The organism is Legionella sp. JM-2024, from assembly GCF_055389095.1.
In genome coordinates this window covers 3342041-3358793 of the sequence record NZ_AP039388.1, presented here as the reverse complement: position 1 = coordinate 3358793, position 16753 = coordinate 3342041, and the positions used below count along the sequence as shown (strand labels likewise).

Sequence of the window (16753 nt, the reverse complement as noted above, 5' to 3'; positions counted from 1 at the left end):
GAAGTGTGAGACAAAAGATAGTTGCTGGTAATTGGAAAATGAATGGATCAATTCAACAAGTTACCCAATTAGCTTCTGAAATGAAAGCGCTATTTAATTTTGATAGTGCTGCTCAAGTTGTAGTGATTCCTCCTAGTATATATATACCTCTGGTAAAAGACAGTTTTGGTCAGGGAAAAATAGCGGTGGGCGCACAAAATGTCTATCCAAAGGATTTTGGTGCTTATACCGGTGAACTATCGGCACCAATGCTAAAGGATTTTGGATGTCGATATGTATTGGTAGGACATTCAGAGCGCAGGCAGTATTTTCACGAAGATGAAAATTTTGTAGCACAAAAATTCCACCATGCAAAAGATCATGGTATGATACCCGTTCTTTGCGTTGGTGAGACGCTGATTGAAAGGGAAAGTGGCAGGACAGAACAAGTCATTGCAAGACAGTTGCTTGCAGTGAGTGCAAGAGGAAAAGATTGTTTTAGTGATTGCGTAGTAGCTTATGAGCCTGTATGGGCTATAGGTACAGGTCAAACTGCAACACCTGAACAAGCTCAAAAAATTCACCAGTTCATTAGAAGTCTGGTTAGAGAAATAAATGATAGTGATGCTAAGCGTTTAACACTCATATATGGTGGCAGTGTTAATGAAAATAATGCAAAAGCATTATTTTCCATGCCCGATATTGATGGAGGGTTGATCGGTGGAGCATCATTGAATGCAAAACAATTTGTGGACATCGTGAAATGTATCAACTGATATTAATGATTCATGTGTTAATTGCCGTAATTTTAATTGGCTTGGTTCTTATTCAGCATGGAAAAGGTGCTGATATTGGTGCTGCATTTGGTTCTGGAGCATCGAATACTTTATTTGGAAGCCAAGGTACTGGCGGGTTCTTGTTTAAATTAACAGGCGGTTTGGCAATGACATTTTTTGTCACTAGCTTAATGCTGTCGTATTTAGTTTCTACACAGCACCAAAAAACAGAACAACTAGCTATCCCTCAACAAACTAGTGTTCCTGTAAATTCAGTTCCTGTACCGGTTGAAAATAATAAAAAATAAGCTATAAAGAAGTAATGTCTTAGGGGTGCTATTTATGATGAACTATAGATAGCAAGGTAAGAATCAAATTAATTATGCCGAAGTGGTGAAATTGGTAGACACGCCGTCTTGAGGGGGCGGTGGCGCAAGCCGTGCCGGTTCGAGTCCGGCTTTCGGCACCATGTTAAATCGAGCAAGGAGAACTGATGCTATTTCAATATCTACCCGTTCTCATTTTTATAATCGTTGCCTTGGTTTTAGGAGTGGCAATGATAGGAGCTGGATCACTGCTTTCCAAGCATAATCCTGATAGTGCTAAAAACTCTCCTTATGAGTGTGGGTTTGGTGCATTTGAAAGTTCTCATATTCCGTTTGATGTGCGATTTTATCTGGTCGCCATACTATTTATTATTTTTGATTTAGAAACGGCATTCTTTTTTCCATGGGCTTTGGCTTTACGTAAAATAGGATGGTTTGGTTTTTGCGCTATGATGTTATTTCTTGGGTTGTTGGTGATAGGTTTCATATATGAATGGAAGAGAGGCGCTTTAGAGTGGGAATAATTTTCTTTCATTCCTTTAAGAAATTTGATGGAATTTTTGGTTTTAGCCACCATTAGGGTAAATAAAAGATGTTTTACAAGCCAGTATAAAACCTCAAACTTTTGAGGACAGCATGATAGTCTTGGCTATGTTTGCGAAACCTGGTGGCTTGCTGGTAAAACGATGATCAATGTCATGCTTTTATATTGTCATGATGATGGTTACACACGTTAACAATATTAATATTTAACTGCTTAGAGGCGAACTATGGCGGTTGCAGAACCACAAAAAAAAGGGTTTGAGTTGACTACGGTCGAAAAACTGGTCGGATGGGCGCGTAGTGGCTCCATGTGGCCAATGACCTTTGGTTTGGCTTGTTGTGCTGTGGAAATGATGCATGTTGGAGCAGCACGCTATGATTTGGACAGGTTTGGTGTTATTTTTCGCCCTAGTCCACGGCAATCAGATGTCATGATTGTTGCAGGAACTTTATGCAATAAAATGGCCCCAGCTCTCCGAAAAGTCTATGACCAAATGCCAGAGCCGCGCTGGGTTATTTCTATGGGATCTTGCGCCAATGGAGGAGGATACTATCATTACTCTTATTCAGTAGTTAGGGGTTGTGATCGCATCGTACCAGTCGATGTGTATGTTCCTGGCTGTCCACCGACAGCAGAAGCATTATTATACGGCATTATCCAATTACAGAATAAAATCAGGCGGAAACCTGTTTTAGAAGCATAAGCTCATCATCAAGGGTGCAATTAGATGACAAAAAATGACTATTTGGTTAAAAAACTACAAACTGATTTAGCAAATCACATAACCGAATTGAGTTCCGCTTATGGTGAAGTAACCATTGAGTGTGAAGTACAAAATTTATTGCCTATAATGCTTGAATTGAGAGATAGAGAAGAGTTTTCTTTCAATCAATTGATTGATCTATGCGGTGTGGATTATTTGCAATATGGTGACTACGACTGGGAGACTGAGTCTGCTACAGAACATGGTTTTTCAAGAGGAGTAGAGCGTCAAGAGGCAAAAGCTTATGCCTTAAATAAACCTCGATTTGCTGTAGTTTACCATTTGCTATCAACTAAAAAAAATCATCGTCTACGTGTCAAATTATTTGTGGATGAAGCTCATTTAGTTGTTCCCTCGGTTCACCATTTATGGAAAGCTGCTAATTGGTTTGAGCGAGAATCTTATGATCTGTATGGTATTTTGTTTGAAGGCCATCCTGATTTAAGACGTATATTGACTGATTATGGATTTATAGGTCATCCATTTCGTAAGGATTTTCCACTCAGCGGGGAAGTGGAAATGCGATATGATGCAAAACTGCAAAAGGTAATATATGCCCCTGTAGATATCGTGCCAAGAATTGTAGTTCCCAAGGTTATTCGCAACGATAACCGCTACATAGGTAATGAGGGTAGCGAAAAATGATTGAATTAAAAAATTACACCTTAAATTTTGGCCCGCAACATCCCGCGGCGCATGGTGTTCTACGGCTTGTACTTGAACTTGAGGGTGAAACCATCGTTCGAGCCGATCCCCATATTGGGTTATTACATCGTGCTACCGAAAAACTGGTTGAAACAAAACCCTACATCCAAAGTATTGGTTACATGGACAGATTGGATTATGTATCCATGATGTGTAACGAACACGCTTATGTCATGGCGATGGAAAAATTATTGGGAATTGAACCCCCATTGCGAGCAAAATACATACGCACTATGTTTGATGAAGTAACGCGAATATTGAATCATCTCTTGTGGTTAGGCGCTACTGCACTGGATATTGGTGCAATGACTGTATTTTTATATTGTTTTAGAGAACGAGAAGATTTGTTCGATTGCTACGAAGCAGTTTCAGGGGCTCGTATGCATGCCACTTATTATAGGCCAGGGGGTGTAGCAAGAGATCTCCCGGATACTATGCCCCAATATAAACCATCAAGATGGCATAATGAAAGAGAAGTTGAAAAAATGAATTCCAATCGTCAAGGAAGTCTTTTGGATTTTCTTTGGGACTTTACTGAACGATTTCCTCGATGTGTAGATGAATATGAAACTTTGCTAACGAACAATCGCATATGGAAACAACGTACGGTAGATATTGGTGTTGTTTCACCTGAAAATGCGCTTCAATGGGGATTTACTGGACCAATGTTAAGAGCTTCGGGCATTGCATGGGATTTACGTAAGAAACAAAGTTATGCTGCTTATGACCAGGTTGAATTTGATATCCCGGTAGGTAAAACCGGAGATTGCTATGATCGATACCTTGTAAGAGTTGAGGAATTGAGGCAATCAAATCGAATTATAAGACAATGTATTGAGTGGTTAAGACGACATCCTGGACCAGTAAAAGTTGATGACTATAAAATAGTCCCGCCCCGTCGAGTAGTAATGAAACATGATATGGAAGCATTAATACATCATTTTAAATTATTTACTGAAGGCTTTTGTTTGCCTCGTGGTGAAGTATACTCTGCTGTCGAAGCTCCTAAAGGTGAATTTGGTATTTATTTGATTTCAGATGGTGCTAACAAACCTTATCGCATGAAAATAAGAGCTCCAGGTTTTGCTCATTTATCAAGTTTTGATGAAATGGTAAGAGGCCACATGTTAGCTGACGGTGTAGCTATATTAGCCAGTCAAGATATAGTATTTGGAGAGATAGATCGTTAAATTAACGACATGTTTATTGAGAGTGCGTAAGAGATAATAAACGAGATAAAGGTTTCAAAATGTCTGATAATTCAGCAAAAATATTACATCAATTTATGCCAGCAAAGCGTATGCGAGAAATTAATCTCTGGATAGCGAAATATCCGGACGATCAAAAGCAATCAGCAGTAATGAGTACTCTTCGAATAGTGCAAGAGGAACATGGCCATTTAACAACTGAATTAATGAATGCGGTAGCTGAATATCTTGATATGCCGCCTATTGCGGTTTATGAAGTAGCGAGTTTCTACACAATGTATGAACACAAACCTGTTGGGAAACATCTAATTAATGTTTGTACGAACATATCTTGTATGTTGAGAGATTCAGCAGGTGTAGTTGAGCATTTAGAAAAAAAATTAGGCATTAAATTGGGTGATACAACAGAGGATGGTCGATTTACTTTAAGATCTGTTGAATGCTTGGGAGCTTGTGTTAATGCACCAATGATGCAAGTCGATAAAGATTATCATGAAAATCTGACCACTGAATCTATAGATAAAGTGTTGGAACAGTACCCATAGAAAATAAAGGTGGTTGCCATGGTTGAACTAAATCAAGTTTGTTATCGAACATTTCATTTACCAGAACCCTGGTCGCTATCAGCTTATGAAAGTATTGGCGGCTATAGTGCCTGGCGAAAAATTTTAAAAGAACAAACATCACCTCAATTCATAATTGAAGAATTAAAAACTTCTGCCTTGCGTGGACGAGGAGGCGCTGGGTTTCCAACTGGCTTAAAATGGAGTTTTATGAATAGAAATTCTCCTGTACAGAAATATGTAGTATGTAATTCTGATGAGGGTGAGCCAGGTACTTGCAAAGACAGAGAAATACTTGCTTTAAATCCTCACCAATTGATCGAGGGAATGGCTATAGCTGGTTATGTTATGGGTGCAACCGTTGGGTACAACTATATTAGAGGTGAGTTTTGGTTGCCTTTTGAGCGTACTGAAGCGGCATTAAAAGAAGCATACAATGCCGGGTTGCTCGGTAAAAATATACTGGGATCCGGGCTTGATTTTGATCTCTATAATCATTTGGGTGCGGGCGCATATATTTGTGGGGAAGAAACGGCATTACTGAATTCTATAGAAGGTAAAAAGGGAATGCCTCGTTTTAAACCACCCTTTCCAGCCAATTATGGGCTATATGGTAAACCCACAACGATAAATAACACAGAAACATTTGCTTCTGTGCCAGTTATTATGGAAAAAGGTGGGGAATGGTTTTTAAAATTGGGTAAGCCTAATAATGGCGGGGCAAAATGCTTTAGTGTCAGTGGGCATGTTAACAAGCCAGGTAATTTTGAAATTCCTTTAGGTACTCCATTTAAAACGTTGCTTGATTTGGCGGGCGGCGTCATTAAAGGGCGAAAAATAAAGGCTGTAATTCCAGGAGGTTCTTCTATGCCAGTGCTCCCAGGTGATGTGATGCTTGGGTTGGATATGGATTATGACAGTATACAAAAGGCAGGTTCAGGTCTCGGTTCAGGCGCAGTCATTATTATGGATGAAACCACCTGTATGGTGGACGCTTTATACCGTATTTCTGAGTTTTACATGGATGAGTCTTGCGGGCAATGCACCCCATGTCGTGAAGGCACTGGTTGGTTAGTAAGATTATTGCATAGAATTAAAAACGGTCATGGTGAACCGGGAGATGTGGAGAAATTAGTTAATGTGGCGAATAACATAGAGGGAAGAACCATTTGTGCGCTAGGTGAGGCTGCAGCTTGGCCTGTACAGAGTTTTGTTAAACATTTCTATGATGAATTTGAATATTTCATAAAGCATAAACGCTCGATCGTCGCAGCATAATTGAGAAGGTTAGACCATGGCTACTATTGAAATCGACGGTAAAACATTTGAAGCAGAAAACGGTAAAATGATTATAGAGGTGGCAGATGAAGCCGGAATCTATATTCCACGTTTTTGCTACCATAAAAAACTATCAGTGGCTGCAAATTGCCGTATGTGTCTAGTTGAAGTGGAGAATGGCAGAAAACCTGTTCCTGCTTGTGCAACTCCTATCACAAATGGGATGAAGGTTTTCACCAAATCAGAACAGGCTATACATTCTCAAAATGTGGTAATGGAGTTTCTATTGATAAATCACCCATTAGATTGCCCTATTTGCGATCAAGGCGGTGAATGTGAGCTACAAGATATTTCAATGGGATTTGGTGAAGACAAATCAGAATATACAGAAACCAAGCGCGCAGTCGATGACGAAAATTTAGGAACCCTGATTTCCACTGAAATGACTCGTTGCATCCATTGTACACGATGTGTTCGTTTTGGTGAGGAAATTGCGGGTGTAAGAGAATTGGGAGCCACTGGTCGTGGCGAAAAAATGCAGATTGGTACTTATGTACAGCACAGTATGACATCGGAAGTATCAGGGAATATTATCGATCTATGTCCTGTTGGTGCTTTAACTTCCAAGCCTTATCGTTTTAAAGCCAGAGCTTGGGAATTGGTTCAACATGATAGTGTAGCACCGCATGATTGTTTAGGTTCGAATATTCATATTCATACTAGAAATAATAAATTAATGCGTGTTGTGCCAAGAGAAAATGAAACAATTAATGAAACCTGGCTTTCCGATAGAGATAGATTCAGCTATTTAGGATTAAATGTAAGTTCCAGGGCAAGCAAGCCACAAATTAAAAGAAATGGCCAATGGGAAACAGTTGATTGGGAAACTGCATTGAAATTTGCTGCAGAAGGAATCAGCCGAGTTATCAAACAATCTGGCCCAGAACAAATGGCAGCTTTCGCTTCCAGTTCTTCTACTTTAGAAGAGATGTATTTGCTACAAAAATTGATGAGAGATATTGGTGTTCAAAATATAGATCATCGTTTACAACAAACTGATTTTAGAGATGAAGCACATCTCCCTACAACACCAATAAGTACACTGCCCTATGCGGAAATAGACCATCAACATACTATCGTGTTAATAGGATGCAACATTCATAGAGAAGTGCCTTTAGCTGGAACCAGAGTAAGAAAGGCATTTCGCAATGGGGCAAAAGTTTATGCGATTAATCCTGTAGACTTCGATTACCATTTTGATTTGACTGATCGCATTATAATTTCTCCTATCGAAATGCCCATGCAATTAGCTAAATTAGCATTAGCCCTTACAGCCGATTTAACAACTCTTCCAGAGGAAGTGCAAAAATTATTAATAGGCCTGGAGGTTGATAAGCAAACCAAAAAAATAGCTAAATCGTTAAAAGACGAAAAAGCTTGTTTGATCACAGGTGCAATAAGTGAAAATCATCCTGAGTCATCATTACTACGTACCTTAATTTCGGTCATTCAAAAATTAAGTGGAGCCAAACTCGTACGATTGACTAATGGAGCAAACAGCGCCGGTGCATGTGTAGCTGGTATGCTGCCACATAGAACAGTAGCGGGAAAAACAGTTATCGAACCTGGCTTAAATGTGCAAGAGGCATTAAATGCTAAATTAAAGGGCTATTTTCTTATGGGTGTCGAGCCTGGCTATGATTTTGCAAATCCATACGGGGCTAGGCAATCTATGTTAGCTGCTGAATTTGTTGTGATGTTATCAGCATATAATCACGAATCCATGCATGATTATGCGGATGTGATTTTACCCGTTGCTCCTTACTCCGAAACATCAGGGACCTATATCAACATTGATAATACTTGGCAAACGGTAAAAGGTGCTATGCCACCATTTGGCGAATCTCGGCCTGCCTGGAAGGTTTTAAGAGTTTTGGGGAACTTATTTCATTGTAAAAAGTTTGATTACACATCGACTGAAGACATTTTGTCTGAAATAAAAGAGTGTGTGGCCATGACAATGGAGCATGAATATAAACCTTATTACCCGCAATCATTACCTGTTATTAATCAATCATTAGTAAGAGTTGGAGAGTGGCCTCTTTACAGAATAGATGCTATTGTAAGGAATTCAAAAGAACTACAATTATGTGCCGCATCTGACTCAGCTTGTATAAGGATTCACCCTTCAACAGCAGACAAGTTGAAATTAGAAGAAATTGCTACTGTATCTCAGGGAGATATTGAGATAACATTGCCGCTAAAACGTGATGAGCGCATTGCAGCGGATGTTATATGGGTAGCAAATGCAATGCCAGAGACAGTAGACCTCGGTCACTCGTTTGCAGCAATAACAATAAAGCGCTAGAAAGGTATAAAAATGCTTCATAATATTGGCATATTAATTTGGATTATTATTAAAATTCTTGTGATAGTAGTACCTTTACTCCTTTGCGTTGCTTACTTAACCTATGCAGAGCGTAAAGTTATTGGCTATATTCAGGTCCGTATAGGCCCTAATAGAGTTGGCTTAAAAGGTTTGTTACAACCATTTGCTGATCTTCTCAAGTTGATAACCAAGGAAATAATAGTTCCTACCCGATCAAACAAATACCTTTTTATTATTGCCCCTCTTTTTGCATTAGTGCCCTCATTAGTGGGCTGGGCTGTAATCCCATTTCAGGAAGGTGTCGTTTTGGCAAACATCAATGCCGGTGTTCTGTACTTGTTTGCTATGAGTTCACTAGGGGTATATGGGGTTCTTATCGCAGGTTGGGCATCAAATTCTAAATATGCTATGTTTGGTGCATTGCGAAGTACCGCTCAAACAGTCTCCTATGAAATCGCTATGGGTTTTGCTTTGGTCGGTGTGTTATTGGCCGCTGGAAGCATGAATTTGAGTGATATAGTCTTTTCTCAAAAAGGCGGTATTTTGCACTGGTGGTTTATACCATTGCTGCCTCTATTTTTAGTATTCTGGATCGCTGGTATTGCTGAAACCAACAGAGCGCCTTTTGACCTGGCAGAAGGAGAGTCAGAAATAGTCGCTGGTTTTCATGTGGAATATTCTGGTATTGGTTTTGCTTTATTTTTCTTGTCTGAATACGCTAGCATGATCTTGATTTCTACAGTTTTGGCACTCCTGTTTATGGGGGGATGGCTATCACCTTTCGAGGGTATTTCGTTTCTTGATCAAATCTTTTTTGTAGTACCGGGATTTGTTTGGCTCCTTCTAAAAATTAGTTTCTTTCTTTTTGTGTATTTGTGGGTAAGAGCCACTTTCCCTCGATATCGTTATGACCAGCTTATGCGTTTAGGCTGGAAGGTACTTATCCCTGTTACCATAGTTTGGTTAATAGTAACTTCCTTGATGGTGGTTGCTCATGTTAAACCCTGGTTTTGACGGTTAGAAGAGAAGCCAATGAAAAAAGCATATCACTATATAATTCATTATGTTCGTACATACTTATTGTTGGAACTGTTAGCAGGCTTATGGGTAACAGTGAAGTATTTTTTCAGGAAAAAAATAACAGTGCAATTTCCTGAAGAACAAACGCCACTTTCTCCCAGATTTAGAGGATTGCTGGCATTACGCCGCTATCCAAACGGTGAGGAGCGCTGTATTGCATGTAAATTATGCGAGGCAGTATGTCCCGCTTTGGCTATTACAATTGAATCTGAGCAAAGGGAAGATGGGTCTCGACGCACTACTCGCTATGATATTGATATGTTTAAATGTATTAATTGTGGATTGTGTGAAGAGTCCTGCCCTGTAGATTCAATAGTTGTAACTCCAATCCATCATTATCATATCAGTGAGCGTGGCCAAAACATTATGACAAAAGAAAAATTATTGGCAGTGGGCGATTTAATGGAACCACAACTTGCAGCGGACAGAGCTGCCGATGAAAAATATCGTTGACGGGGTGATTTATGCATGATTGGCAAATACAAACAATTTTTTACATATTTGCATTATTGACTTTGGTGTCTGCATTAATGGTAATAAGTCAAAATAATCCAGTCCGTTGTGTTTTGTTTTTGGTACTTACCTTTTTTACAAGCTCCGTGTTATGGATTTTAGCTGAGGCTGAATTTTTAGCATTAATTTTAATACTGGTCTATGTCGGTGCTGTAATGACTTTGTTTTTATTTGTTGTCATGATGTTGAATATTGATGTAGAAAGTATGAAAAGTCATTTAATTAAGTACTTGCCATTTGGTTTAATCTTAGTGGCTTTATTGACTGGCTTATTAATGATTGCTATTCCTGGAGATTTGTTTAAAGCCAGTGTTCAAAGTCAAGAAAACCCCATGAGTGCCAGTTCACAATTGATGGATTTATCGGTTCAAACCGAATCAATTCCAACTGAAAGTACTATTTCAAATACTGAAGCATTGGGAATGGTTCTATATACAGATTATTTTCTTGCTTTTGAAATAGCAGCAGTTCTTTTGTTGGTAGCAATTGTTTCAGCAATTACTCTGGTGCATAGAGGTGCTATACGATCTAAACGACAAGACATTACTCAGCAGATTATGACTCGAAGATCAGAACGAGTAGAGTTAATCAGTATGAAACCAGAGAAATAGTTATTGAGGAACATCCTTATGATACCTGTTTATGATTATTTGATATTAGGCGTGATTTTATTCGGCTTGAGCCTTGTTGGTATTATGCTCAATCGCAAAAATATTATTCTATTACTTGTTTGTGTTGAATTAATGCTACTGGCAGTAAATACAAATTTTGTTGCATTTTCTCACTACTATAACGAAATAGGTGGGCAGGTATTTGTCTTTTTCATTTTAACTGTAGCTGCTGCTGAAGCAGCAATTGGTTTGGCCATAGTGATGTTGCTTTATAGAAATAGAGGCAATATAGACGTTGACAAAATGAATCATTTAAAAGGTTAAGATCGTGAGTATTCAACAAATTTGCTTAGTAATTGTTTTGGCTCCTCTTATTGGTTCTGTTATAGCAGGATTTTTTCGCAACCAAATAGGTAGGGTGGGCGCCCACACAGTAACCATTTTAGGTGTGACAGTTTCATTTATATTTTCAATTATTCTTGCGTGGGGCGTATTCTCTGGGCTGATACCTAATACAAGTAGCCTTGTTTATCAGTGGGCCAGTGGCGGCACTCTTATTCCTTATGAATTTAACATTGGTTTCTTAGTCGATCCTTTAAGTGTGGTCATGCTGGTTATAGTCAATTTTATCTCCTTACTAGTTCATGTTTATAGTATTGGCTATATGGCTGATGATGATGGTTATCAACGTTTCTTTAGCTATATTTCGCTATTTACTTTTATGATGCTGATGTTGGTTAGTGCAAACAACTTTTTACAATTGTTTTTTGGTTGGGAAGGCGTAGGACTTGTCTCATACTTACTAATTGGATTTTGGTATCAGAAAGAATCTGCTATAGAGGGCAGCCTGAAAGCATTTCTTGTAAATCGTGTAGGTGATTTTGGATTTGTATTAGGAATAGGATTAATTTTTGCTTATACTGGAAGCCTCGATTATGAAAAAGTATTCGGTAGTGCAAGCTATTTAGCAAGCCAAAATATAGAACTATTCAGCGGTTACTCATGGTCATTAATTACTGTAATCTGCTTGTTGCTTTTTGTAGGTGCTATGGGGAAATCGGCACAAGTTCCATTGCATGTATGGTTACCTGAATCCATGGAGGGTCCTACCCCTATTTCTGCTCTGATCCATGCGGCAACCATGGTGACAGCTGGCGTTTTTATGGTTGCCCGCATTTCCCCATTAATAGAACTGTCAACGCCTGCATTGAGTACTGTATTAGTGATAGGAGCAACAGGCGCATTATTTACCGGAATACTTGCTCTGGTCATGAATGATATTAAACGTGTAGTAGCTTATTCTACCTTATCGCAATTGGGATATATGATGGTTGGAATGGGCGCTTCAGCATACAGTGCCGGTATGTTTCATTTGCTTACTCACGCTTGCTTTAAGGCTTTATTATTTCTCGGCGCTGGCTCGGTTATTATAGGTATGCACCATGAACAAGATATGCGAAAAATGGGTGGTTTGTGGAACAAAATGCCTATTACTTATGTAACCTTTCTTATAGGTGGTCTGGCACTGTGTGCATTTCCACCTTTTGCTGGCTTCTATTCGAAGGATACTATCATCGAGGCGGCACAACTTTCTCAGATACCAGGAAGTAGTTATGCCTATTTCTGCGTCACAGTCGGTGCTATGGTTACAGCTCTATACACATTCAGATCATTGTTTATGACATTTCATGGTAAACCACGAATGGACGAGCATAACCTGAGCCATATTCATGAGTCTCCGTGGGTAGTCTGGTTGCCTTTAGTTTTGCTGGCTATTCCATCAATAATTTTAGGATATATACTTTACATGCCGATGCTGTTTGATACACCTAGCTTATTAAGCTCATCAATTTTTGTTTTGCCTGAACATAATGTTTTGGCGGAGCTTGCTCATGAAGTAACCTCCCCATTTGAAAGTGCAATTCACTCCATCTATTCAATAACATTTTGGATTACCGTGTTAGGAGCAGTTATTGCCTGGGTTTGCTACATCGCCTTTCCAGCTTTTCCAGGTTTCCTAGCTCGGTATTTTGCAATAGTCTATTCAATTTTAGTAAATAAATATGGTTTTGATCGCTTTAATGATTTGGTTTTTGTGAAAGGCGCAAGAGGGTTAGGACAAACCTTTTACAAAATTGGCGATCAGAAATTAATTGATGGTGCGGTAGTCAATGGTAGTGGACGCCTGATTCGCTGGTTCTCTGGAAAGGGGCGAAATATACAAAGCGGCTATCTCTATCATTATGCAACAGTAATGGTATTAGGATTATTAGCTTTTCTGTGCTGGTTGATCCTGGGCTGAAGATAAGGTGAAGGTATGCATTATTTGCTCAATTTATTAATTTGGTTACCGATACTTGGCGGGGTTTTTGTTCTACTGACGGGTGATGATAAAAATCCTAATGTATCGCGTTATTTAACACTGTTCACCGTGCTTCTATGTTTGTTGCTTTGTTTGCCATTAGTAACAGGATTTGATTTGCAATCTTTTGGCATGCAATTTATGGAAGAAATTCCTTGGATGCCAGCATTAGGTATTAATTATAGCCTTGGTATTGATGGGCTATCTCTGTTACTAATAGTTTTAACCATTTTTACTAATTTAATAGTAATACTGGCTACCTGGGACAGCATTAATAAAAGGGTTTCTCAATATTTGTCAGCCTTTTTGATTATGCAGGGATTATTGGTCGGTGTGTTTTCTGCAATGGATGCCATCGTATTCTATATTTTTTGGGAAGCGACTTTGATTCCAATGTATCTGATTATAGGTATTTGGGGATCTGATAATCGAGTTTACGCTGCAATTAAATTTTTCTTATATACTTTTTTAGGCTCGGTTCTTATGTTAGCGAGCTTTTTGTATATGGGCTATATTGCGGGATCATTCAAGATTGAAACTTTTTATGCCATTAAACTAGGCATGACTGCGCAAACATTGATTTTTATTGCTTTTTTCTTAGGGTTCGCAATAAAAATACCAATGTTCCCTGTTCATACATGGTTGCCAGATGCTCATACAGAAGCCCCAGCTGGAGGTTCAGTAGTCCTGGCGGCAATTTTGCTAAAACTGGGTGCTTACGGATTTATTCGTTTTTCTCTTCCAATAGTGCCAGATGCTTGTAGCAAATATGCTCCGTTGATGGTCGCACTATCTTTAATTGCAGTGGTTTATATAGGATTAGTGGCCATTATTCAGAAGGATATGAAAAAGCTTATTGCTTACTCTTCTATTTCACACATGGGATTTGTAACCCTGGGTTGTTTTGCAATATTCACCATCGCACATCAAACTGGATTAAGTAATGCTGGTTTGATCCTGGAGGGTGCGATCGTAGTTATGATATCGCATGCATTTGTTTCAAGCGCAATGTTTGCCGGGGTAGGATTTATTTATGACCGTATGCATACAAGACTTCTTGCTGATTTCGGTGGAATAGTTAACACTATGCCAATATTTGCTTCATTTTTTATGCTGTTTGCTATGGCTAATGCTGGTTTGCCAGGAACATCCGGATTTGTTGGTGAATTTATGGTTATATTAGGAAGCATAAAGGCTGGTTTTTGGGTCGCTTTCTGGGCCGCAACAACCCTGATTGTTGGAGCAGCATACACATTATGGATGTATAAACGAGTTATATTTGGCCCAATCGCCAATGATAAGGTAGCTGCTTTAAAAGATATATCAGGTTTCGAGTTAAGTGCTTATGTATTGCTTGCGTTAATGGTTATCGCACTGGGAGTTTATCCAAAACCGATGTTAGAGTTTGTGCACCAAACTGTAAGTCATACTTTAGCATTAGCAGATAAATCAAAATTGTAACAAAGGACTATGAATGTATTTAATTGCAATCAGGCTCCGTAGCAAGGTTAAATATGATGACATTACTTGAAAATACCCATGTAGCAATTCCAGAAATGATTATTTTGTTTACAGCGTGCTTGGCATTGCTAGCTGATTTGTTTTTTCGTCATAAATTCAAATCAATCGCTTTTATTATCGCATGTACCGGAATTGTGATATCAGCATTAGTCAGTTACCTCTTTATAGGCACTTTTAAAGTACTTATATTTAATAAACTATTTATAAGTGATGACATAAGCCATTTGATGAAATTATTCATTGATATCACAGTATTACTAAGCTTTATATACTCTCGAAGCTATCTTGATGAACGTCAGATGCCTTCGGGTGATTACTATGTTTTAGGACTTTTTTCAACTTTAGGTATGATGACTTTAGTATCAGCTCATTCCTTGCTATCTCTTTATTTGGGATTGGAATTAATGTCATTACCTTTGTACGCTATGACAGCGATTCGCCGAACAGATAGCGATGCCTCTGAAGCCGCAATGAAATATTTTGTGATGGGTGCCATTGCTTCAGGTATGTTGCTGTACGGAATGTCGTTAGTTTATGGCGCTACAGGGAAACTTGATCTGTTAGATATAGCTAATGCAATTGCTGTAAACTGGCAACAACAAAATACGCTTTTTACCTTTGCGATGGTATTTATATTGGCAGGAGTTGGATTTAAATTGGCAGCCGTTCCATTTCATATGTGGGCTCCAGACGTGTATCAGGGTGCACCAAGTTCCGTAACCCTATTCATTAGTACGGCTCCAAAGATTGCTGCTTTGGGTATGGCACTTAGATTGCTTACTATTGGATTAATTGATATTACTTCTCAATGGCAGCAAATTATTTTAGTCATGGCTTTACTATCCACTGGTTTGGGTAATTTATTTGCAGTAGTGCAAACCCGAATTAAACGTTTGCTAGCCTATTCAGCCATTTCACATATAGGATATTCTTTGTTTGGGGTATTAGCAGCGAGCACTGCTGGCTATGCAGCCGCTTTGTATTATATTTTGGTATATGCCATCATGTCGGCTGCAGCCTTTGGCTTGGTGGTATTAATGTCAAACCAAGGAATGGAAATTGATAATATTGATGACTTGAAAGGTTTGAACAAAAGGAATCCATGGCTGGCATTTATGATGTTGTTGGTTATGTTTTCAATGGCTGGGGTTCCACCAACCGTTGGTTTCTTTACAAAACTACTGGTTTTAAAAGCATTAGTTGATGCACATATGACCTGGATAGCTGTAGTGGGTTTGTTATTTACTGTAGTTGGAGCTTATTATTATTTACGTATTGTTAAAGTGATGTATTTTGATCAGCCAGAACAAGAACAAACAGTAACGATTAGTAAAAGTAATACCATAGTGTATTCTCTTAATTGCCTCTCTTTACTCTACTTAGGAATTTTTCCAGGCGCGCTTATTGCCGCATGCATCAATGCATTTGCGAATTAATTCATAAACTTTGGTAAAAGTACTTGCTTAGGAGCTCAAGTCCCAGTATACTTGGCCTCAGTTGACGCGGGGTGGAGCAGCCTGGTAGCTCGTCGGGCTCATAACCCGAAGGTCGTAGGTTCAAATCCTGCCCCCGCTACCAATATTTTAAAACCCCATTTATGGGGTTTTTTATTATGTTGAATTGGATACTGTCAGAATCTAAGTCAGTTATCAGGCTTGGGCGAGTGCGCCCTTTTTTTGTTTGTAAATACTATGATTAAAGATGAGTTGATAAAGCTCTTAGAGCCAACAATTAATGCTATGGGGTATGAACTTTGGGGTTGTGAATATCTTTCCCAGGGGAAACACTCATTATTACGAATTTATATTGATAAAACTGATGGAATAGGAATTGAAGACTGCCAGGAGGTTAGCAAACGAGTTAGTGCTTTACTTGATGTAGAAGATCCTATTCCGGGCCATTATAGTTTGGAAATATCATCTCCCGGGATACCACGGCCATTGTTTAGTAGTTGGCAATATCAACGTTATATTGGCTATGAGATTGAGGTTAAAACTTTTAAGCCAGTAAATGGAAAACGTAAATTATCAGGTATTATTGTTTCAGCAACTGAGAGTACAATAGTATTAGATATTAATAATGAACATCAAGAAATGCTTTTATCAAATATTGTGAAAGCGAATTTGACAGTCTAG

Annotated in this window: 17 protein-coding genes and 2 tRNA genes; all 19 read left to right on the top strand. The window is 38.8% G+C overall.

The window, feature by feature from the left end:
- Window positions 1-5: 5 nt before the first annotated feature.
- The 19 genes from tpiA to rimP all read left to right on the top strand — a co-directional run bounded on the left by tpiA (window position 6) and on the right by rimP (window position 16753).
- The gene (gene tpiA, locus ACZ5EK_RS14725; protein ID WP_464430447.1) at window positions 6-755 is read left to right on the top strand and encodes a triose-phosphate isomerase; all 750 of its coding nucleotides are present in this window, start codon (window positions 6-8) and stop codon (window positions 753-755) included.
- Window positions 743-1063: a preprotein translocase subunit SecG gene (gene secG, locus ACZ5EK_RS14720; RefSeq protein WP_464425544.1), complete on the top strand. Its 321-nt coding sequence runs from the start codon at window positions 743-745 to the stop codon at window positions 1061-1063. The genes tpiA and secG overlap by 13 nt, the downstream gene beginning before the upstream one ends.
- Before the next feature lie 76 nt (window positions 1064-1139).
- Window positions 1140-1224: transfer RNA gene (locus ACZ5EK_RS14715), tRNA-Leu, on the top strand.
- A gap of 24 nt (window positions 1225-1248) precedes the next feature.
- A complete protein-coding gene (locus ACZ5EK_RS14710) occupies window positions 1249-1605 on the top strand; it encodes an NADH-quinone oxidoreductase subunit A (RefSeq protein ID WP_464430446.1) in 357 nt (118 codons plus the stop codon).
- A 246-nt stretch (window positions 1606-1851) separates the two neighbouring features.
- Window positions 1852-2328: a NuoB/complex I 20 kDa subunit family protein gene (locus ACZ5EK_RS14705; protein ID WP_464430445.1), complete on the top strand. Its 477-nt coding sequence runs from the start codon at window positions 1852-1854 to the stop codon at window positions 2326-2328.
- A 24-nt stretch (window positions 2329-2352) separates the two neighbouring features.
- Window positions 2353-3033 carry an NADH-quinone oxidoreductase subunit C gene (locus tag ACZ5EK_RS14700; protein ID WP_464430444.1) on the top strand — a complete coding sequence of 227 codons (681 nt, stop codon included), beginning with the start codon at window positions 2353-2355 and terminating at the stop codon, window positions 3031-3033.
- A complete protein-coding gene (locus ACZ5EK_RS14695) occupies window positions 3030-4283 on the top strand; it encodes an NADH-quinone oxidoreductase subunit D (RefSeq protein ID WP_464425537.1) in 1254 nt (417 codons plus the stop codon). Before ACZ5EK_RS14700 ends, ACZ5EK_RS14695 begins: the two co-directional genes overlap by 4 nt.
- A 59-nt stretch (window positions 4284-4342) precedes the next feature.
- Window positions 4343-4846: an NADH-quinone oxidoreductase subunit NuoE gene (nuoE, locus tag ACZ5EK_RS14690; protein ID WP_464430443.1), complete on the top strand. Its 504-nt coding sequence runs from the start codon at window positions 4343-4345 to the stop codon at window positions 4844-4846.
- Between the two features lie 18 nt (window positions 4847-4864).
- Window positions 4865-6142, top strand: coding sequence for an NADH-quinone oxidoreductase subunit NuoF (nuoF, locus tag ACZ5EK_RS14685; RefSeq protein ID WP_464425534.1), 1278 nt, complete (start codon window positions 4865-4867; stop codon window positions 6140-6142).
- A 16-nt stretch (window positions 6143-6158) separates the two neighbouring features.
- Entirely contained in the window at window positions 6159-8510 is a 2352-nt protein-coding gene (gene nuoG / locus ACZ5EK_RS14680) for an NADH-quinone oxidoreductase subunit NuoG (protein WP_464430442.1), read from the top strand.
- Window positions 8511-8522: 12 nt separating this feature from the next.
- Window positions 8523-9545 carry an NADH-quinone oxidoreductase subunit NuoH gene (gene nuoH / locus ACZ5EK_RS14675; protein ID WP_464425532.1) on the top strand — a complete coding sequence of 341 codons (1023 nt, stop codon included), beginning with the start codon at window positions 8523-8525 and terminating at the stop codon, window positions 9543-9545.
- 18 nt (window positions 9546-9563) lie between these two features.
- Entirely contained in the window at window positions 9564-10064 is a 501-nt protein-coding gene (nuoI, locus tag ACZ5EK_RS14670; RefSeq protein WP_464425530.1) for an NADH-quinone oxidoreductase subunit NuoI, read from the top strand.
- Between the two features lie 11 nt (window positions 10065-10075).
- Window positions 10076-10735 carry an NADH-quinone oxidoreductase subunit J gene (locus ACZ5EK_RS14665; RefSeq protein WP_464430441.1) on the top strand — a complete coding sequence of 220 codons (660 nt, stop codon included), beginning with the start codon at window positions 10076-10078 and terminating at the stop codon, window positions 10733-10735.
- An 18-nt stretch (window positions 10736-10753) separates the two neighbouring features.
- Entirely contained in the window at window positions 10754-11059 is a 306-nt protein-coding gene (gene nuoK / locus ACZ5EK_RS14660) for an NADH-quinone oxidoreductase subunit NuoK (RefSeq protein ID WP_464425528.1), read from the top strand.
- A gap of 4 nt (window positions 11060-11063) precedes the next feature.
- Complete coding sequence (gene nuoL, locus ACZ5EK_RS14655; RefSeq protein WP_464430439.1) at window positions 11064-13037, top strand: NADH-quinone oxidoreductase subunit L; 1974 nt, start codon at window positions 11064-11066, stop codon at window positions 13035-13037.
- A 15-nt stretch (window positions 13038-13052) separates the two neighbouring features.
- Window positions 13053-14558, top strand: coding sequence for a complex I subunit 4 family protein (locus ACZ5EK_RS14650; RefSeq protein WP_464430438.1), 1506 nt, complete (start codon window positions 13053-13055; stop codon window positions 14556-14558).
- Between the two features lie 53 nt (window positions 14559-14611).
- The gene (nuoN, locus tag ACZ5EK_RS14645) at window positions 14612-16054 is read left to right on the top strand and encodes an NADH-quinone oxidoreductase subunit NuoN (RefSeq protein ID WP_464430437.1); all 1443 of its coding nucleotides are present in this window, start codon (window positions 14612-14614) and stop codon (window positions 16052-16054) included.
- A 65-nt stretch (window positions 16055-16119) separates the two neighbouring features.
- A tRNA-Met gene (locus tag ACZ5EK_RS14640) sits at window positions 16120-16196 on the top strand.
- 113 nt (window positions 16197-16309) lie between these two features.
- A complete protein-coding gene (rimP, locus tag ACZ5EK_RS14635) occupies window positions 16310-16753 on the top strand; it encodes a ribosome maturation factor RimP (protein ID WP_464430436.1) in 444 nt (147 codons plus the stop codon).